Origin of the sequence: Coprococcus sp. AF21-14LB (assembly GCF_003458885.1) — a bacterium.
GTDB lineage: Bacteria > Bacillota > Clostridia > Lachnospirales > Lachnospiraceae > UBA9414.
This window is the reverse complement of the sequence record NZ_QRVX01000001.1, coordinates 99,669-117,705: the sequence shown is the minus strand read 5'-3', so window position 1 is coordinate 117,705 and position 18,037 is coordinate 99,669. Positions and strand designations below refer to the sequence as shown.

The 18,037-nt window shown below is 42.3% G+C and carries 13 protein-coding genes and 2 pseudogenes; 12 read left to right on the top strand and 3 right to left on the bottom strand.

What is annotated here, in order from left to right:
• Positions 1 to 5: 5 nt before the first annotated feature.
• Positions 6 to 1,340 carry an aminopeptidase C gene (locus DWX73_RS00575; protein WP_118346201.1) on the top strand — a complete coding sequence of 445 codons (1,335 nt, stop codon included), beginning with the start codon at positions 6 to 8 and terminating at the stop codon, positions 1,338 to 1,340.
• A gap of 81 nt (positions 1,341 to 1,421) precedes the next feature.
• On the opposite strand, the gene DWX73_RS00570 is transcribed toward DWX73_RS00575, so the two are convergent.
• The gene (locus tag DWX73_RS00570) at positions 1,422 to 3,152 is read right to left on the bottom strand and encodes an ABC-ATPase domain-containing protein (RefSeq protein WP_118346200.1); all 1,731 of its coding nucleotides are present in this window, start codon (positions 3,150 to 3,152) and stop codon (positions 1,422 to 1,424) included.
• A 170-nt stretch (positions 3,153 to 3,322) separates the two neighbouring features.
• Here DWX73_RS00570 and DWX73_RS00565 point away from each other — a divergent pair, with 170 nt between their 5' ends.
• The 5 genes and pseudogenes from DWX73_RS00565 to DWX73_RS00545 all read left to right on the top strand — a co-directional run bounded on the left by DWX73_RS00565 (position 3,323) and on the right by DWX73_RS00545 (position 8,467).
• On the top strand, positions 3,323 to 5,137 hold the full coding sequence (locus DWX73_RS00565) for an ABC-F family ATP-binding cassette domain-containing protein (protein WP_118346199.1): 1,815 nt from the start codon (positions 3,323 to 3,325) through the stop codon (positions 5,135 to 5,137).
• A 101-nt stretch (positions 5,138 to 5,238) separates the two neighbouring features.
• A pseudogene (gene ilvN / locus DWX73_RS00560) lies at positions 5,239 to 5,738 on the top strand (acetolactate synthase small subunit).
• 52 nt (positions 5,739 to 5,790) lie between these two features.
• Complete coding sequence (ilvC, locus tag DWX73_RS00555) at positions 5,791 to 6,807, top strand: ketol-acid reductoisomerase (protein WP_118346198.1); 1,017 nt, start codon at positions 5,791 to 5,793, stop codon at positions 6,805 to 6,807.
• A gap of 174 nt (positions 6,808 to 6,981) precedes the next feature.
• The gene (locus tag DWX73_RS00550) at positions 6,982 to 7,998 is read left to right on the top strand and encodes a M42 family metallopeptidase (RefSeq protein WP_118346197.1); all 1,017 of its coding nucleotides are present in this window, start codon (positions 6,982 to 6,984) and stop codon (positions 7,996 to 7,998) included.
• 46 nt (positions 7,999 to 8,044) lie between these two features.
• Positions 8,045 to 8,467, top strand: coding sequence for a bacteriohemerythrin (locus tag DWX73_RS00545; RefSeq protein WP_118346196.1), 423 nt, complete (start codon positions 8,045 to 8,047; stop codon positions 8,465 to 8,467).
• A gap of 79 nt (positions 8,468 to 8,546) precedes the next feature.
• Here the strand turns inward: DWX73_RS00545 and DWX73_RS00540 are convergent, their stop codons facing one another.
• Both DWX73_RS00540 and rpsT read right to left on the bottom strand, forming a co-directional pair.
• Entirely contained in the window at positions 8,547 to 9,047 is a 501-nt protein-coding gene (locus DWX73_RS00540) for a DNA-deoxyinosine glycosylase (protein ID WP_118346195.1), read from the bottom strand.
• 70 nt (positions 9,048 to 9,117) lie between these two features.
• Positions 9,118 to 9,381 carry a 30S ribosomal protein S20 gene (gene rpsT, locus DWX73_RS00535; RefSeq protein ID WP_118346194.1) on the bottom strand — a complete coding sequence of 88 codons (264 nt, stop codon included), beginning with the start codon at positions 9,379 to 9,381 and terminating at the stop codon, positions 9,118 to 9,120.
• Between the two features lie 194 nt (positions 9,382 to 9,575).
• Here rpsT and gpr point away from each other — a divergent pair, with 194 nt between their 5' ends.
• From gpr to DWX73_RS00505, 6 genes and pseudogenes are all read left to right on the top strand, one after another.
• Entirely contained in the window at positions 9,576 to 10,562 is a 987-nt protein-coding gene (gpr, locus tag DWX73_RS00530) for a GPR endopeptidase (protein ID WP_118346222.1), read from the top strand.
• Positions 10,563 to 10,672: 110 nt separating this feature from the next.
• A complete protein-coding gene (locus tag DWX73_RS00525) occupies positions 10,673 to 11,692 on the top strand; it encodes an aldo/keto reductase (protein ID WP_118346221.1) in 1,020 nt (339 codons plus the stop codon).
• Positions 11,693 to 11,865: 173 nt separating this feature from the next.
• Entirely contained in the window at positions 11,866 to 12,966 is a 1,101-nt protein-coding gene (spoIIP, locus tag DWX73_RS00520) for a stage II sporulation protein P (RefSeq protein WP_242996508.1), read from the top strand.
• 194 nt (positions 12,967 to 13,160) lie between these two features.
• A pseudogene (locus DWX73_RS00515) lies at positions 13,161 to 15,082 on the top strand (DNA gyrase/topoisomerase IV subunit B).
• A 40-nt stretch (positions 15,083 to 15,122) separates the two neighbouring features.
• Positions 15,123 to 17,363: a DNA gyrase/topoisomerase IV subunit A gene (locus DWX73_RS00510; protein ID WP_118346193.1), complete on the top strand. Its 2,241-nt coding sequence runs from the start codon at positions 15,123 to 15,125 to the stop codon at positions 17,361 to 17,363.
• A 154-nt stretch (positions 17,364 to 17,517) separates the two neighbouring features.
• Positions 17,518 to 18,021 carry a LytR/AlgR family response regulator transcription factor gene (locus DWX73_RS00505; protein ID WP_118346192.1) on the top strand — a complete coding sequence of 168 codons (504 nt, stop codon included), beginning with the start codon at positions 17,518 to 17,520 and terminating at the stop codon, positions 18,019 to 18,021.
• Positions 18,022 to 18,037: the final 16 nt, after the last annotated feature.

The window sequence follows — 18,037 nt, the reverse complement described above, 5'->3', positions numbered from 1 at the left end:
TTGAAATGGAAGTAATGATTACGAATGAGAAACTGCAGCAATTTGAAACCCGTTTTGATGCAGATCGGGCGAATAGAATCGCGATGAACGCAGTGACTGCCAACGGTGTTTTGAAAACAGCACAGAATTATCAGGCAGAGCGTGGGAATGCCCATGAATTTTCTGTCCGTCTGGATCAGGGAGAAATTACGAATCAGCAAAAAAGCGGAAGATGTTGGATGTTTGCAGCATTGAATGTTCTTCGCTATCATGTGATTCATGAGATGAATCTGGAAGAATTTCAGTTGTCACAGAGCTATACCTTGTTCTATGATAAACTGGAAAAAGCAAATTACTTTCTGGAGTCAATTTTGGAGACATTGGATGAAGAGACAGACAGCCGTCTGATTGCACATTTACTGAGCGCACCGTTAAACGATGGTGGTCAGTGGGATATGATCTGCAATCTGATCGAGAAATATGGTCTTGTCCCGCAGTCAGCTATGCCGGAGACAGTCTCATCTTCTGCAACAGGTGAGATGGTGCAGCTTCTGACAGAGAAGCTTCGTGAATATGCATGTATTTTAAGAAGAGAGCATCGGGAAGGAAAGCCGGAAGAAGAATTGCGGAAAGAGAAAGAAGAGATGATGGAAGAAGTCTATGATATTCTTTGCATCTGTCTCGGAAAGCCGCCAAAGACATTTGATTTCGAAATTCGGGATAAGGACAAGAACTTCCATAGAGATACGAATCTCACGCCGAAAGCATTTTATGAGAAATACATCCATTTGGATTTAAGTGAGTATATCAGTTTGATTAATGCCCCGACAAGCGACAAGCCGTTCCACAGAAGTTATAGTGTGAAGTTTCTCGGCAATGTGAAAGAAGGACGTGAAGTCCGCTATGTAAACGTGGAATCAGAAGTGCTGAAGAAAGCTGCGATTGCTCAAATGCAGGATGGATCACCGGTTTGGTTTGGATGTGATGTCGGCAAAGAACTGAGCCGTGAAGATGGACGAATGGATCTTGCGAATTATGGAAAAGAAGAGCTATTCCACACAAAATTTACAATGACAAAGGGCGAGCGAGTGGAATACGGACAGAGTTTAATGACTCACGCCATGGTATTTATGGGAGTGAATCTGGATGAAGAGGGACGTCCGAACCGTTGGCGGGTCGAAAACAGCTGGGGAAAAGATTCCGGAAAAGACGGATACTATATGATGACAGACGAATGGTTTGATGAGTATATGTACCAGATCGTAGTGAACAAAAAATATCTTCCGGAAGAAATTATCCGCGAGTATGAAAGCGAACCGATTCTGCTGGAACCATGGGATCCAATGGGTTCTCTTGCTTAGAAGATTCAGTGAATAAGTTTTAAATCAAATATAGAAGGCTCCAGGGCACATATCAGCTGTGCTTGGGAGCCTTTTTTCTGTCTACAGTTTGCGATAGCGGTTAAAGCAGGAAAAGATTTCCTGACGGCGTGGGATGCTTAATCCGGAAGGGACAAAGCGGCTGCCGCAAATATTTTGAAATTGATTTTTCGCTAATTCGTCTTCCAGGAAATCAACAATCTCTGTCAGAGTATAAACGCCGTTAAAATAATGGGTTTGTGCATAGCGGAGCAGATGGGCAAGGGTATTTGTCTGTTCACAATCGGCTAGTTGAGAAAGATAACGCAGTTCTATCGTATCTTTTCCGAGAAGAAAACAGTCTTTGCCATAGACTTTGATTTTCTGAAGGTGGTTCTCCCTTGACGTGTGCTTCTTTTGCGCAGGATGTTCTGCCTTATGTTCAGGAATCCGGTGGAACATTCCGATATGATATCCGGGCGCTTTGATTGCGGGTGCAGGATAAGAGCGGCTGGCAGCAAGAGCCTGCGCTGTAATATCGTAAGGGAGGTAGTGATCCAGTTGAATAATCGTATCAGCAATGTAAAAATAAGCACCGGAACTTCCTGCCACAAGAATGGTGGAAATGTGATCCTGCTCAAAAAGATCTCTGGCACGTTCCAAAAATGGAGTAATTGGTTCTTTTTCACGGTGGATTACTTTTTGCATTAATTCATCCCGCATCATAAAATTTGTTGCAGAAGTATCTTCGTCAATGAGAAAGAGATGACTTCCGGATTCCATTCCTTCCATGACTGCGGCAGCCTGGGAAGTACTTCCGCTGGCATCTTCTGTGTAGAAAGCAGTTGTATCTTTCTTGTTTGGAAGGTCTTTGATAAATAGCGAAATGTCCACGTTGCGTACGGAGCGGCCGTCTTCGGATCGAAGTTTCAGAGCCGAAGAATCAGTAACTACATATTCTCGCCCATCACCAGAAATGTGATTGTATACACCTGTTTCCAGTGCATTTAAAAGTGTTGACTTCCCGTGATATCCGCCTCCGACAATTAATGTAATCCCTTCCCGGATTCCCATACCGGTTAGGATTCCATGATGTGGAAGGGTGCAGGAAACACGCAGTGTATCCGGGGAAGAGAAGGGAACCGCATGTTTCATTGGTTTTTGTGAAATGCCGCTTTCTCTCGGGAGAATTGCACCGTCTGCTACAAAGGCAGACAGATGATGTTCTGTAAGGAATTGGCGGAGTGCATGTTGATCGTCTGCAAGGTGGATATCTTTTTGGAGCTGTGCGTATTTTTCCGGACGGTAAAGCAGTGCTGCACGCACACAGGAAGGAATAAAATTCAGAAGCATTTTTTCCAGCTCCTGTCCCTGAATGGTTCTTCCATTCGCAGGAAAACCGGCTTCCAGACGAAGAATGATTTCATGACTGGTAATCTGACAGGCGCTTCGCGGTAAGATTTCCTGTCCCGGTATACTTGTAGCGAGAAGACCGCTTTTTCCGGAACCTTTTGCCCGAAAAGAGTATTTAGACAGCTCAGCAGCGCAAGCTCTAAGGAGTGCATCTTCCAGTGCAGTCTTCCGCCACGGGGTGTCGAAAAACTCAGCAGGAAATCCGGCAAACCGATGAGGTACGCGGATGCTGATGTGGGATGGCGAGGCAAAAGGATCGCCCTGGACATGATCGATGGTAAGTGTGAATTTTTCAAATGTATAGCTTCCGGTTAAAGATTTGCAGGCCGGATAACTTTTGCGGTGAATAGATGCGATGAGATCTTTCAGGTCTGCCGCAGTGCTGTTTGTTGTATGATACATAGGAACCTCCTGATTTATTATTCATTTCAACGAATTTAAAATTATGAAATAACTGATATGGAACAGTATAAAAAATTTCGGACAGAATGTCCAATGGATAATATAATTCTTGTCAAGATTATGAGAATCCTTTATCATAAATGATGTAAGTAAAAAAGAGGAGCAGAAGTATGAACATTTTAAATATAGAACATATCAGCAAAATATTTGGTGAGAAAGTGATTTTTCAGGATGCATCTTTTGGAATTCAGGAGGGAGATAAAGTCGGAATCATTGGGATTAATGGAACCGGAAAATCTACTCTTTTGAAAATGATCGCCGGGGAGGAAGAACCGGACAGTGGGCAGATTATCAGGCAGAATGGCATTCGGATTGCTTATCTTCCACAGAATCCGGCATTTCCGGCTGGAGCTACGGTTGCTTCCTATGCGCTTGAAGGAAACAGCGATACAGACTGGATTGTGCAGAGCAATCTGACAAAGCTTGGAATTACAGAGTATGAGAAGAAGATGGAGCATCTTTCGGGTGGGCAGAAAAGGAGAACGGCCCTTGCAAAGACGCTTGCAGGAGAATTTGATGTACTGATCCTGGATGAGCCGACGAATCACTTGGATGAAGAAATGATTTCCTGGCTGGAAGACTATTTGAGAAGTTACAGAGGCGTTATTTTGATGGTAACGCATGACCGTTATTTCCTTGACCGGGTATCTAATCGGATTTTAGAAATCAGTCATGGGGCAATGTACAGTTATCAGGCGAACTATACAAAATTTCTGGAATTAAAGGCAGCTCGCGAAGAGATGGAGCTGGCTTCGGAACGGAAGCGTCAAAGTGTGCTTCGGATGGAGCTGGAATGGGCGAAGCGGGGATGCAGAGCCAGAAGTACAAAACAGCGCGCCAGACTTGAGCGCCTGGAAGCATTGAAAAATGGAAGCGCTCCGCTGGCAGATCAGGTGGTAGAGATGGATGCGTCAGAAGTGCGCATGGGAAAGAAAACAATAGAACTTCACCATGTGAGTAAAGGATATGGAGCAGAAAAGATGATCGATGATTTTGAGTATATTGTGCTTAAGAATCAACGGCTTGGAATTATCGGTCCGAATGGCTGCGGAAAATCAACGCTTTTGAAAATGATCGCCGGACTTGTGAAACCGGACAGCGGACAGATTGAGGTTGGGGAAACAATTAAGATTGGATATCTGGCACAGGAGGAGCCGGATATGGATACCAATGAAAGAGTGATTGATTATATTAAAGACATCGCAGAATATGTGCAGACAAAAGAAGGGCGTATCAGCGCATCACAGATGTTAGAACGGTTTTTGTTTACACCGGAAATGCAGTATACGCCGGTGTCAAAGCTTTCCGGTGGGGAAAAGCGCAGACTTTACCTTCTCTCTGTTTTGATCAGCGGTGCAAATGTATATGTTCTGGATGAACCGTCAAATAATGTGGATATTCCAACGCTTACTATTTTGGAAGATTATTTGAACAGCTTTTCGGGGATTGTGATTACCGTTTCCCATGACAGATACTTCCTTGATAATGTAGTAGATCGTATTTTTGAATTTGAGGGAAATGGAAAGCTTCGTCAATATGAGGGCGGTTACACCGATTATCTGGAAGCAAAGATGAGAAGGGAAGCAGAAGGGAAAGTACCTGAACGAAAACCGGAAGAAGAAAAAGCGGCAGGAAAAAATACAGGAAAAGGAAGTAAAAGCTGGAAGCAGAATCAGCCGGTGAAGTTAAAATTCTCTTATAAAGAATCTAAAGAGTATGAAACGATCGATGAAGAAATCGCAGAACTGGAAGAGAAAATCGAACAGTTTGATAAAGAAATGTCGGAGAATGCTACAAATTCCGCAAAACTTTCAGAACTAATGCAAAAGAAGGAAGAAACGGAACAAATGCTGGAAGAAAAAATGGAGAGATGGGTGTATTTGAATGATCTGGCAGAGCGGATCGAGCAGCAGAAAAACAGCTAAATCCAATGGCGAAGTAGAGACAAAAATATTGACAAATCGGAAAATAATTGCTATGATATAAAAACAGAACGCACTCTGTTTTTGGAAATGGAGGGACTCACATGAAAAGAAAGGTGTATTCATTATTAGTTGAAAATAATTATGGTGTTTTAAGCAGAATTGCAGGATTGTTCAGCCGGCGCGGTTATAATATTGACAGTATTACATCCGGAGTAACAACGGATGTGAGATTTACGAGAATTACTGTTGTAGCAAGCGGAGATGAGCAGATTTTATCGCAGATCGAAAAGCAGCTTCGGAAGCTGGAAGATGTCAGGGATATTAAAGAACTAAAAGATGACAGTTCTGTGTGCAGAGAATTAGTCATGGTTAAGATTAATGTAGATGCAGCCCGCAGAGCAGAAGTCATTACGATTGCGGATATTTTCCGGGCAAAGATTGTAGATGTAGAACCGGAGTCAATGATTATTGAGTTGACCGGAACACAATCGAAGATCGAAGCTTGATTAAAATGCTGAATGAATACGGGATTCTGGAATTAGCTCGAACAGGAATTACAGGGCTTTCGAGAGGTTCTGATGATGTGAAGTGGTTTGATTAGAGCTGCCAAGTACAGCCCTTTCATAAATTTTTTAGTTTAGGAGGAAATATCTATGGCAAAAATTTATTATCAGCAGGATTGTAATTTATCATTATTAGAGGGCAAGACGATTGCCATTATCGGTTACGGAAGTCAGGGCCATGCCCATGCTCTGAATTTAAAGGAATCCGGATGCAATGTTATTATCGGACTTTATGAGGGAAGTAATTCCTGGGCGAAAGCAGTAGAACAGGGCTTTGATGTTTATACGGCGGCAGAAGCTGCAAAGAAGGCAGATATCATTATGATCCTGATTAATGATGAAAAACAGGCAGATCTGTATAAGGCAGATATTGAACCGAATCTGGAAGCGGGAAATATGCTGATGTTTGCTCATGGATTTAACATTCATTTTGGATGTATTACCCCTCCGGCAGATGTGGATGTGACAATGATCGCTCCAAAAGGCCCTGGTCATACGGTAAGAAGTGAATATCAGGCGGGGAAAGGTGTACCATGTCTTGTTGCGGTAGAGCAGGATGCTACGGGCAAAGCATTAGATCTTGCACTTGCATATGCGCTTGGAATCGGCGGGGCAAGAGCAGGCGTGCTTGAAACTACATTCCGCACAGAGACAGAAACAGACTTGTTCGGCGAGCAGGCAGTTCTTTGTGGCGGAGTTTGTGCGCTGATGCAGGCAGGATTTGAGACTCTTTGTGAAGCGGGATATGATCCGAGAAATGCATATTTTGAATGTATCCATGAGATGAAACTAATTGTAGATCTTATCTATCAGTCCGGATTTGCAGGAATGAGATATTCTATTTCCAATACAGCAGAATATGGCGATTATGTTACCGGTTCCAAGATTATTACAGAGGATACAAAGAAGGCAATGAAACAGATCCTTTCCGATATTCAGGATGGTACATTTGCGAAAGAATTCTTGCTTGATATGTCACCGGCCGGCCGCCAGGTACATTTTAAGGCAATGAGAAAGAAAGCAGCAGAACATCCGTCAGAAGTAGTAGGAGCGGAAGTGAGAAAGCTGTACAGCTGGAGTGACGAGGATAAGCTGATCAATAATTAATGAAAAAAGAAAGCTGCTCTGCAGGATGCACCGAGCTTTCAAAAGCCATAAATTAGCTTTTGGAGAGCGGTTCGCGGCAGGGCAGCTTTTTCATTGTGCTTTAATTGGGATTGACAAATAGAGGATTTTGAGAGAAACTGTATTTAATGATGAAGTGATAACAGGAGGGTATTTATGCTAAGCGAAATTACAAAAATCTGGGGCATCAGCGGACAGGAAAAACAAGTATCTGACTATATTATTGAGCAGGTCAGAGACTATGCGGACAGTATTGTAAGAGATGCCATCGGTAATCTGATCGTTGTAAAAAGAGGTTACGGAGAGAATAAGAAGAAAATCATGTCCTCTGCTCATATGGATGAAATCGGACTTTGTGTTGTAAAGATTCTGGACAACGGTTTCTTGAAAGTACGCACGATTGGTGGGGTATCTCCTCATACATCCTATATGAACCGGGTGGTGTTTAAGAACGGTACTTATGGAACAGTAGGATGTACAGATAAGATTCAGAATGTACAGCCGGGTGAGATTGAAAAAATGTATATCGATATCGGGGCAGCAGATAAAGAAGAGGCAGAAAAATATGTTCAGGTTGGCGACTGTGCTGTTTTCTGCGGAGATTATGTTCCGTTGGCAGGACGCAATGTCATGTCTAAAATTTTTGATGATCGTGTTGCGTGTTACATTCAGATAGAAGCATTGAAGCAGATGAAGACACCTTACCATGATGTTTATTTTGTTTTTACAGTACAGGAGGAAATCGGACTTGTAGGAGCCATTACATCAGCGGAACGGGTGAATCCGGATCTGGGAATTGCCATTGATGTAACGCCGGCGTTTGATGTGCCAGGCAGCGATCATGGAAATTCCGCTCTTGGAAAAGGCGCTGCAATCAAAATAAATGATTCCAGTGTCCTTTGCAATCCTGAGATGACAGAAGCATTAATTGCCTGTGCAAAAGAGCATGGCATTGCTTATCAGTTGGATTCACTTTATGCAGGAGGTACTGATGCGGGCGGAATCAGCCGCTCTAATGCGGGAGTAAAAGCAGTAGGGATTTCTATTCCGAATCGGTATTGCCATGCACCGAACAGCATTGTAAATCTTGATGATGTAGAAGCGTGTATTGCGTTATTAAAGGCATATACGGAAAGTGAATTAGAGATTGTGGTAGAAGAAGTAATTAAATAAAATATTTCGGAAGATACAGAAGTTGGAAACGCGAAAGGAGAACAATATGTACGCAGAATTTGATGATACACTGGTTACTGGGAATGAAATGATAGATGGACAGCACAAAGAACTGATTGAAAAGATTAATCAGCTTCTCGGCGCCTGTGAGAATGGGGACGGAAAAGTTAAGGCAATACAGACATTGGCATATCTTGCAGAATATACGGAATTTCATTTTGGAGAAGAGGAAAAGCTTCAGGAAGAAATTGCATACCCAGGCATCAAAGAACATAAAAAAGAGCATGAAAAATTACGGGAAACAGTGAAAGAACTTCACGAAATGTTAGAAGAGAGTGAAGGACCAACAGAAGCATTTGTTCAGCAGGTAGAGAAAAATGTAGTAAAATGGCTCTATAGCCATATCAAAGGATTTGACCGCTCTGTGGCAGAGTACAAAAATATGAGATTGAGCGGAGAAATGCTGTAAAAACTAAGAGAGCCAAAGTGTAAGATAGAGTAACATATAGCTGTCCGGGAAAAACGGACAGCTATTGTTATTTTTGGAATTAGGAAGGATTCTTTAGATAAGGAAGAATTACACTCCATTCTTCGGTAAGACGTTCAAGGGAAAAAGCTGCATTAGCAGGGCTTGTAGAGGGCAGTTTTACAGCATCCACAGCATATTGCGGTTTCATATACTTCTGATACAGTTTCCAGGAAGTCGTACCGTTGCAGAAGATCTGGCGGATACAGGCATGGGAGAGGATGACGGACAGATCGTTGGGAAGTGCATTTTTAATGCTGCTGTCACTGGAGCCGTGGATTTCGCAGGAAGCAATGACATCCCAGACGGCAATGTGGTGACGAAGCAAAAACTGTTGTTTCTCGGGAATGGAAACAGGCAGGTCTTCCCGGAACAGGCTGGAAAGTACTTTCCAGAATCGATTTTGTGGATGACCGTAAAAGAAACCACATTCTCTTGACTTGACAGATGGAAAACTTCCAAGAATCAGAATCGAAGAAGAAGGAGAGAATAGTGGCGGAATTTCGTGTATAACATGTTCCATAATTATAAACCTCATTAAAAAAGACAACCACATGACGGTATGGTTGTCTCATATCTTTCTCTATAAATAATTAAGCAAGGCTGTTAACAGCTTTTGTTAAGCGGGAAACTTTTCTTGCACATGTATTCTTGTGGTAGATTCCTTTGCTTCCAGCTTTGTTGATTTCAGCAATAGCAACTGGTAATGCTTCTTTTGCAGCAGCAACATCTTTTGCTTCTACAGCAGCTTCAACTTTCTTTACATAAGTTTTCACTCTGGATTTGATTGCTTTATTTCTTGCTGTTCTTGTCTCAGTAACTAAGATTCTTTTTTTTGCAGATTTAATGTTAGCCAATTTGTACACCTCCAAATAAATATGAATTCTCAAATGTGGTTACAGCAAAGCCAGACACGGAACGCCTTGCCGAAACATACTCATTCATTGTAGGACAAGAAATGATAAATGTCAATACATATTTTCGAAAAAAGAGTGGAAAACTAGAAATAAAATGTCAGATTGCTTTGAATCTGCAGGAAGAGGAGGTTTCTATGCTGGAAAGATACAACATTCGGACGGACCTGGCATTGGAAGAGCGGGAACGGTTTGAAGAAGATCATGTGGAAATCGCAGGTGTGGAAGTAAAAGAAGAATATAATGAACAATTGGAGATGAAGGTAACTACAGTGAAAGTTACAACGGAAAATGGGGCGAAGACAATGGGAAAGCCGGTCGGAACATACATTACTGTCGAAGCGCCTAATATGGCTGTGCCGGATGAAGATTATCACAGAGAAATTTCAAAAAAACTTGCAGAATATCTTGAAAAAATGATTCGGAAATATATTAAGCAGGGAAATGTTTCAAGAGAAAAAGAGTTCAGCGTTCTTGTGGCAGGTCTTGGAAATCGGCAGGTGACGCCGGATTCGCTTGGGCCAAGAGTAGCAGAGCAGCTTCGGATTACAAGACATATTGTAAAGGAATATGGAAGATATGCCATGGGAAAAGAAAAAGTCTGTCTTGTGAGCGCGGTTGTTCCGGGAGTCATGGGGATGACAGGGATGGAGACAGTGGAGATTCTAAAAGGGATTGTGGAAGAAACAAAGCCGGATATCGTGATTGCGGTAGATGCGCTGGCAGCCCGCAGCAGTAAAAGGCTGAATCGAACGATTCAGATTGCAGATACGGGGATACATCCCGGCTCAGGTGTGGGAAATGCGAGATGTGCGTTGACAGAAGAAACACTTGGTATTCCGGTAATTGCAATTGGGGTGCCTACAGTGGTAGATGCGGTAACGATTGTGAATGACACAATGGAAAATCTGCTGAAGGCCCTGGAAACTTCAGAAATGCTAAAAGGTGTGGGGCTTGTGCTTCAGGGGTATAATGCAGCAGAAAAATATGAGCTGATACGGGAATTGATCTCACCGCATCTGAATGGACTTTATATGACACCAAAGGATATCGATGATACCGTGGGGCGCATTAGTTTTACTATTTCAGAAGCGTTGAACATGTTACTGTCTTCAGCATGCTGAATGCATTTAAAATATAGTAGATAAAGAAGACAAATGCATAAAAAAATGGTATGATAAGCAGTAAGTACAATATGCTTAAAGAACGAAAGAGAAAAGGAATGGTAAGTATAATGAGAACAGTTACATTGGGAAGTACAGGAATTACAGTGAATAAAAATGGATTTGGTGCATTGCCGATCCAGAGAATTACAGACGAAGAAGCTGTGAAGCTGCTTCGCAAAGCATATGATCACGGAATAGATTTTTTTGATACTGCGAGGGGTTATACAGATAGCGAAGTTAAACTGGGGCAGGCATTTGAAGGGATGCGGGATAAGATTTATATTGCCTCCAAAACAATGGCCGTGGATGTGGAAGGGTTCTGGAAACAGCTTGAAGAGACACTCTCAAATCTGAAAACAGATTATCTTGATATTTATCAATTTCATAATCCGGATTTCTGTCCGAAGCCGGGAGATGGAAGCGGACTTTATGAAGCAATGCTGGAAGCAAAAGCCATGGGGAAAATCCGGCACATCGGTATTACAAACCATCGTCTTGCAGTAGCAGAAGAAGCAATCGAGAGTGGACTTTACGAGACATTACAGTTTCCGTTCAGCTATCTTGCGTCTGAGAAGGAGTTTGCGCTTGTGGAAAAATGCAGAGAGGCAAATATGGGATTTATTGCAATGAAAGGTCTGGCAGGAGGGCTGATCAATCATTCGGCTGCAGCCTATGCATTTATGATGCAATATGATCATGTACTTCCAATCTGGGGAATTCAGCGAGAGCAGGAGCTGGACGAATTTTTAAGCTATCAGGATGAGGAGCCGGTATTGGAAACGGTACAGCATATCATGGAAGCTGACAAAAAAGAACTTCAGGGAGATTTCTGCCGGGGATGCGGATATTGTATGCCATGTCCGATGGGGATTGAGATTAATAACTGTGCGAGAATGTCGCTGATGATTCGAAGAGCTCCGTCGGCTGCTCAGCTGACAGAGGAGATGCAGGCGAAGATGAAATTGATTGAATCTTGTATCCACTGTGGACAGTGTGCGAAGCGTTGTCCATACGGACTGGATACGCCGGCTCTTCTTGCAAAGAATTATGAAGACTATAAAGAAATTCTGGCTGGAAAGGAATACTAGCAGATATATTTTGAATGTCGGACGCATATCTTATTGTGATACCGGATTAATTTTCCGGTAAATATCACTGGAAAAGCAAGTGGAGTGGATGAGATGTGCATAGACGTATCAGTATAAGTAAAGCCGGAATCGTAATTGTCAGTACGCTGCTGATCGGATGGGCGGTCAATGCCATAGGAATTACGATTCCGGAGGAATGGCAAAAGCAGGTAAGGAAAAGCATTGGTTCAGGTGCTCAGGATCTGTTCTTGCCCGGCCTCACTTATTTGGGAAAACAAAAGTGGAGTATGAAAGAATTTGTGCAGCAGAGTACGGCACAAATGATGCCTCTGGGGAGTTTTGTGGGAGGCGCAGCAGTTTATGAGACTGAGGTAGAGGATGAAGAGACTTATCAAAAGATTCTGGAACAACAGGCGAAAGACGAAAATGAAGTAGATGAGCAGGGGAAACTTGTGGAGCATGAAAATACAATTTTGCCTGATGTGCCGGAAACCGGAGGTTCATCCCTTGACACTTCGATAGAGGCGCTGAGAAATTTTGATTATCTTCTGGGGAATTTTTATACAGTGGACCGCACAACAATGATTGGACCGGAACAATTGAATGCGGATGATCTGCTCGGACGCAATATGAAACTGACCGGAACGGGAGAAGGTCCTAAAGTGTTGATTTTTCACACACATTCCCAGGAAACATTCGTAGATTCTATTCCGGGTGATCCGGGTACGAGTATTGTGGGAGTCGGACAATATTTGACAGAACTTCTCAATGCCAAAGGGATTTCGGCAATACACCATGATGGGATATATGATCTGATCAATGGGAAACTAGACCGAAGCAGCGCTTATGAATTTGCAGAAGAAGGGGTACGGAGCATATTAGCGCAATATCCTACGATTGAAGTTGTGATTGACCTTCACAGAGACGGAGTGCGCGAAACAACACATCTTGTAACAGATATTAATGGGAAACAGACTGCTCAGATTATGTTTTTTAATGGTTTGAGCCGGACGAGAGAAAAGGGAGATATTACTTATCTGCCGAATCCATATATACAGGATAATCTGGCGTTCTCTTTGCAGATGCAGTTAGCGGGGGAGCAGATGTACCCTGGATTTACAAGGAAGATTTATTTGAAGTCTTATCGATACAGTCTCCACATGATGCCGAAATCTCTCTTAATAGAAGCAGGAGCACAGACAAATACCGTAGAAGAAATGAGAAATGCAATGGAGGTACTGGCATCTATGCTTCATAAAGTACTGGCGCCTTAGAAAAAATGAAATAAGAAAAACGAGTCAGCCGCTGACAGAGATACCTGTCAGCGGTATTTATGTGCGCAGAGATTTACAGAAAGAAATAATTTGAAAAGAGTTTCTGAATATGTTAGAATATTTTGTTATATGAGGTTATGCCAGGTGCATAACCGGGAGAGATTGCAGATGAGTTTTGGGAAAGGGTAGAGAGCATGGCAAAAAAAAATACATATGACGCAGATAGTATTTCGATTCTGGAAGGCTTGGAAGCCGTTCGGAAACGACCGGGGATGTATATAGGAAGTGTATCAACGAAAGGTCTGAATCATCTGATTTATGAAATTGTGGATAATGCAGTAGATGAGCATCTGGCAGGTTACTGTGATACGATTCATGTAACACTTCACAAAGACGGTTCCGCAACAGTGGAGGATAATGGCCGTGGTGTTCCGGTAGGAATGCATCAGAAAGGTGTATCCGCAGCTCGTATTGTATATACCACACTGCATGCGGGAGGAAAATTCGATGATTCAGCTTATAAGACAAGCGGTGGGCTGCACGGTGTTGGTTCGTCGGTTGTCAATGCCCTGTCTGCCCATATGGATGTGGAAATCAGCCGGGAGGGATATATTTACCATGATGAATATGAGCGCGGAGTTCCGGTAGTGGAGCTGCAGGAAGGGCTGCTTCCGGTTATCGGTAAGAGCAAAAAGACAGGTACAAAGGTTAATTTTCTTCCTGATCCGGAGATTTTTGAAAAGACGAGATTCCGGGAAGAAGAAGTGAAAAGCCGCCTCCATGAGACAGCCTATCTGAATCCAACGCTGACAATTGTATTCGATGATGAACGTCAGGAAACACCGGAGCATGTTGTATATCATGAACCGGAAGGCATTATTGGTTTCATTCAGGACTTAAATAGAAAGAAAGAGACGGTACATCCTCCGGTATATTTTAAAGGAGAAACTGAGGGGATTGAAGTGGAAGTGGCATTCCAGTATGTGAATGAGTTCCATGAGAACGTGCTGGGCTTCTGCAATAATATTTATAATGCAGAGGGAGGAACACATCTGACAGGATTTAAGACGACTTTCACAAGTGTAATGAATCAATATGCAAGAGAAATTGGCGTGCTGAAGGAAAAAGATGCCAATTTTACAGGAACAGATGTGCGTAATGGAATGACAGCCATTGTATCGATCAAACATCCTGATCCGAGGTTTGAGGGACAGACAAAAACAAAACTGGATAATCCGGATGCGGCCAGAGCAGCAGGAAAAATCACAGGAGATGAAATCGTACTTTATTTTGACCGGAATTTAGAAGTATTAAAAAAAGTGCTTGCTTGTGCAGAAAAAGCGGCAAAGATCCGCAAGACAGAAGAGAAGGCGAAGACGAATCTATTAACAAAGCAGAAATATTCTTTTGACAGTAATGGAAAGCTTGCCAATTGTGAGAGCAGAGATGCGAAAAATTGTGAGATTTTTATTGTGGAGGGAGATTCTGCCGGCGGTTCCGCAAAAACAGCGAGAAATAGAATGTATCAGGCAATCCTGCCAATCCGCGGTAAGATTTTAAACGTGGAAAAGGCGAGTATAGATAAGATTCTTGCCAATGCAGAAATCAAAACGATGATTAATGCATTTGGATGTGGATTTTCAGAAGGGTACGGAAATGATTTTGATATCAGTAAACTTCGTTACGATAAAATCATTATTATGGCCGATGCGGATGTGGACGGAGCGCATATTTCAACGTTGCTGCTTACGTTATTTTATCGGTTTATGCCGGAATTGATCTACGAGGACATGTATATATTGCTATGCCGCCCCTTTATAAGGCGATGCCAAAGAAGGGAGAAGAGGAGTATCTCTACGATGACAAAGCATTGGAGCGGTATCGCAGAACACACGAAGGGCCATTTACACTGCAGCGCTACAAAGGGCTTGGAGAGATGGATGCAGAGCAGCTCTGGGAGACAACGCTGAATCCGGAAACTCGTATGCTGAAACTTGTAGAAATTGAAGATGCAAGAATGGCTTCCAGTGTAACAGAGATGCTGATGGGAAGCGAGGTGCCGCCGCGGAAAGCGTTTATTTATGAAAATGCCCGCGAAGCAGAATTAGATGTTTAACTGGATAGAGTGATAAATATAGAAGGAGAAGCGAATAAAGATGCAGGAATCTCAAATTATAAGAACGGAATATTCGGATGTGATGCGGAAGTCTTATATAGATTATGCTATGAGTGTCATTGTATCAAGAGCCCTTCCGGACGTGAGGGATGGCTTGAAACCGGTGCAGAGACGGACGCTCTATGATATGCATGAACTCGGAATCCGGTATGATAAACCTTACCGAAAATGTGCGCGTATTGTTGGCGATACGATGGGTAAATATCATCCTCATGGGGACAGTTCAATTTATGAAGCCCTTGTTGTGATGGCGCAGGAATTTAAAAAGGGACAGATCCTTGTGGACGGACATGGTAACTTTGGTTCTATCGAGGGCGATGGCGCTGCGGCTATGCGTTATACGGAAGCAAGGCTTACAAAATTTACGCAGGAGGCATATCTGGCAGATCTGGATAAAAATATCGTGGATTTTGTTCCGAACTTTGACGAAACAGAAAAAGAACCGGAAGTGCTTCCGGCGAGAGTTCCGAACCTTCTTGTCAACGGAGCAGAGGGAATTGCCGTAGGTATGGCGACAAGTATTCCGACGCATAATATGGGCGAGGTAATTGATGCAGTCAAAGCTTATATGAAAAACAGCGATATTACAACAAAACAGCTGATGAAATATGTCAAAGGACCGGATTTTCCAACAGGAGGCATTGTCGTAAATAAAGATGATCTGCTGAATATCTATGAGACAGGAACAGGGAAGATTAAGATCCGCGGTAAAGTGGATGTGGAAGAATTAAAAGGCGGCAAAAAACGGCTTGTGATTTCAGAAATCCCATATACGATGATCGGAAGCGGAATCGGAAAATTTTTGAATGATGTCTGTGCGCTTGTAGAGGCGAAGAAGACCAATGATATTATTGATATTTCTAACCAGTCTTCCAAAGAAGGAATCCGTATTGTACTGGATCTTCGGAAAGATGCGGATGTAGAGAATCTTAAAAACATGCTCTATAAGAAAACGAGACTGGAAGATACTTTTGGTGTTAATATGCTTGCTGTATGCGATGGACGTCCGGAGACAATGGGACTGAAATCAATTATTGAACATCATGTAGATTTTCAATTTGAACTTGCTACGCGCAAATATAAAACGCTGCTTGCAAAGGAACTGGATAAAAAAGAAATCCAGGAAGGCTTAATAAAAGCGTGCGATGTGATTGATTTGATCATCGAAATCCTCCGGGGCAGCAGTTCTATTAAAGATGCGAAAGAATGTCTTGTGAACGGTGTTACAGAACCAATCAGGTTCCGGAGTAACGTGTCAAAAAAAATGGCTGCTATGCTGAGATTTACAGAGAGACAGGCGACAGCGATCTTAGAAATGCGTCTTTATAAGCTCATCGGTCTTGAAATTGAGGCGCTTCAGAAAGAGCATGAGGAAACACTGCGAAATATTGGGCGCTATGAAGAGATTTTAAATCATTATGATTCTATGGCAGAAGTGATTATAGAAGATCTGGAGCATTTGAAAAAAACATATGGAAGAAAGCGCCGTACCGTTGTAGAGAATGCAGAGGAAGCAGTTTTTGAGGAAAACAAAATTGAGGAGCAGGAAGTAGTGTTCCTGATGGATCGTTTTGGATACGGAAAGACAGTGGAAACATCCGTATATGAGCGAAATAAAGAAGCGGCAGATTCTGAAAACCGGTATGTGATTCATTGTATGAATACAGGAAAACTATGTCTGTTTACGCATGACGGAAAAATGCATCAGATTAAGGTGCCTGATATTCCACATGGAAGATTCCGGGATAAAGGACAGCCAATCGATAATATCAGTAATTATCAGAGCAGCGAAGAGCGCATCGTATTTTTATGTGAGGAAGAACAGTTCCATTCAGGAAAACTGTTGTTTGTAACGAAAAAAGGGATGATGAAGCAGGTGGATGGAAAGGAATTCCTGGTTGCAAAGCGAACAATTCAGGCGACAAAATTAGGGGAGGATGATGAACTGATCAGCGTACAGGCAGTGAGTGAAACGCAAAACATCGTGCTTCGTACAGAAGGAGATATGTTTTTGAAGTTTCCGGTGTCGGAAGTGCCTGAGAAGAAAAAGGGCGCCGTCGGAGTCAGGGGAATCCGACTTCAAAAACAGGATACACTGGCAGACGTATATCTGTTTGAAGATGGTGTGGAAACAAAAATACCATTTAAAGAGCGGGAAGTTCTTCTGAACCGTTTAAAGATGGCGAAGCGTGACGGAACCGGAACGAAAATGCGAAGTTGAAAAAAGAATAAGAATAAAGTTGTATTATCAGAAAAATAAATAATACTGTGCTATTTGTACAAAAAATCAATAGAAAAATGCGAAGTTAGTTTGCGAATACTGACAAAGTATTCTATAATATATAGGATATACTTTCAATGAGGGGGAAGATAAAATGTACAATATAACTTTCAACGAAAGAAATAAACAGTATCTTGAACAACTGGCAGAAGGAATGGCAGAGTATCTGACAAAAGAAGAGAATGTAGTTTTTCAGAGAGAAATTCTTGAAAATGCGTTACAGTATACGTTTCGGAAATTATACGGAAAGCAGGGGCTGGACAATGCGGTAACCGTACATCGCAACAAGAACAGTTATGTAATCCCAAAGTGGCAGATTGTATACATTGAAAGAGACAAGCGTGATACCTACATTTATTTGGGAGGCGCTGCTGAACCATTAAAAGTATCAGATAAATTAGATGACGTGGATCGATGGATCTGTGGAGAGACTTTTGTGCGATGTCATAATAGCTTTATTGTGAATCTGAATTATATATCACAGTATTCTAAAACCAATTTTCTGATGAAGAACGGAGCAGAAATTCCCATTAGCAGAAGTCATCAGAAGGAAGTAAAAGAGAAGTTTCTCATTTGGGAAAGTCAGTGCCGTTTTTGAGAATACATTAGAGGGG

Excerpts from the sequence above, each read along its gene's own strand:
- DWX73_RS00575 (WP_118346201.1), top strand. The coding sequence starts at position 6 with ATGGAAGTAATGATTACGAATGAGAAACTGCAGCAATTTGAAACCCGT.
- DWX73_RS00570 (WP_118346200.1), bottom strand. The coding sequence starts at position 3,152 with ATGTATCATACAACAAACAGCACTGCGGCAGACCTGAAAGATCTCATC.
- DWX73_RS00565 (WP_118346199.1), top strand. The coding sequence starts at position 3,323 with ATGAACATTTTAAATATAGAACATATCAGCAAAATATTTGGTGAGAAA.
- ilvC (WP_118346198.1), top strand. The coding sequence starts at position 5,791 with ATGGCAAAAATTTATTATCAGCAGGATTGTAATTTATCATTATTAGAG.
- DWX73_RS00550 (WP_118346197.1), top strand. The coding sequence starts at position 6,982 with ATGCTAAGCGAAATTACAAAAATCTGGGGCATCAGCGGACAGGAAAAA.
- DWX73_RS00545 (WP_118346196.1), top strand. The coding sequence starts at position 8,045 with ATGTACGCAGAATTTGATGATACACTGGTTACTGGGAATGAAATGATA.
- DWX73_RS00540 (WP_118346195.1), bottom strand. The coding sequence starts at position 9,047 with ATGGAACATGTTATACACGAAATTCCGCCACTATTCTCTCCTTCTTCT.
- gpr (WP_118346222.1), top strand. The coding sequence starts at position 9,576 with ATGCTGGAAAGATACAACATTCGGACGGACCTGGCATTGGAAGAGCGG.
- DWX73_RS00525 (WP_118346221.1), top strand. The coding sequence starts at position 10,673 with ATGAGAACAGTTACATTGGGAAGTACAGGAATTACAGTGAATAAAAAT.
- DWX73_RS00510 (WP_118346193.1), top strand. The coding sequence starts at position 15,123 with ATGCAGGAATCTCAAATTATAAGAACGGAATATTCGGATGTGATGCGG.
- DWX73_RS00505 (WP_118346192.1), top strand. The coding sequence starts at position 17,518 with ATGTACAATATAACTTTCAACGAAAGAAATAAACAGTATCTTGAACAA.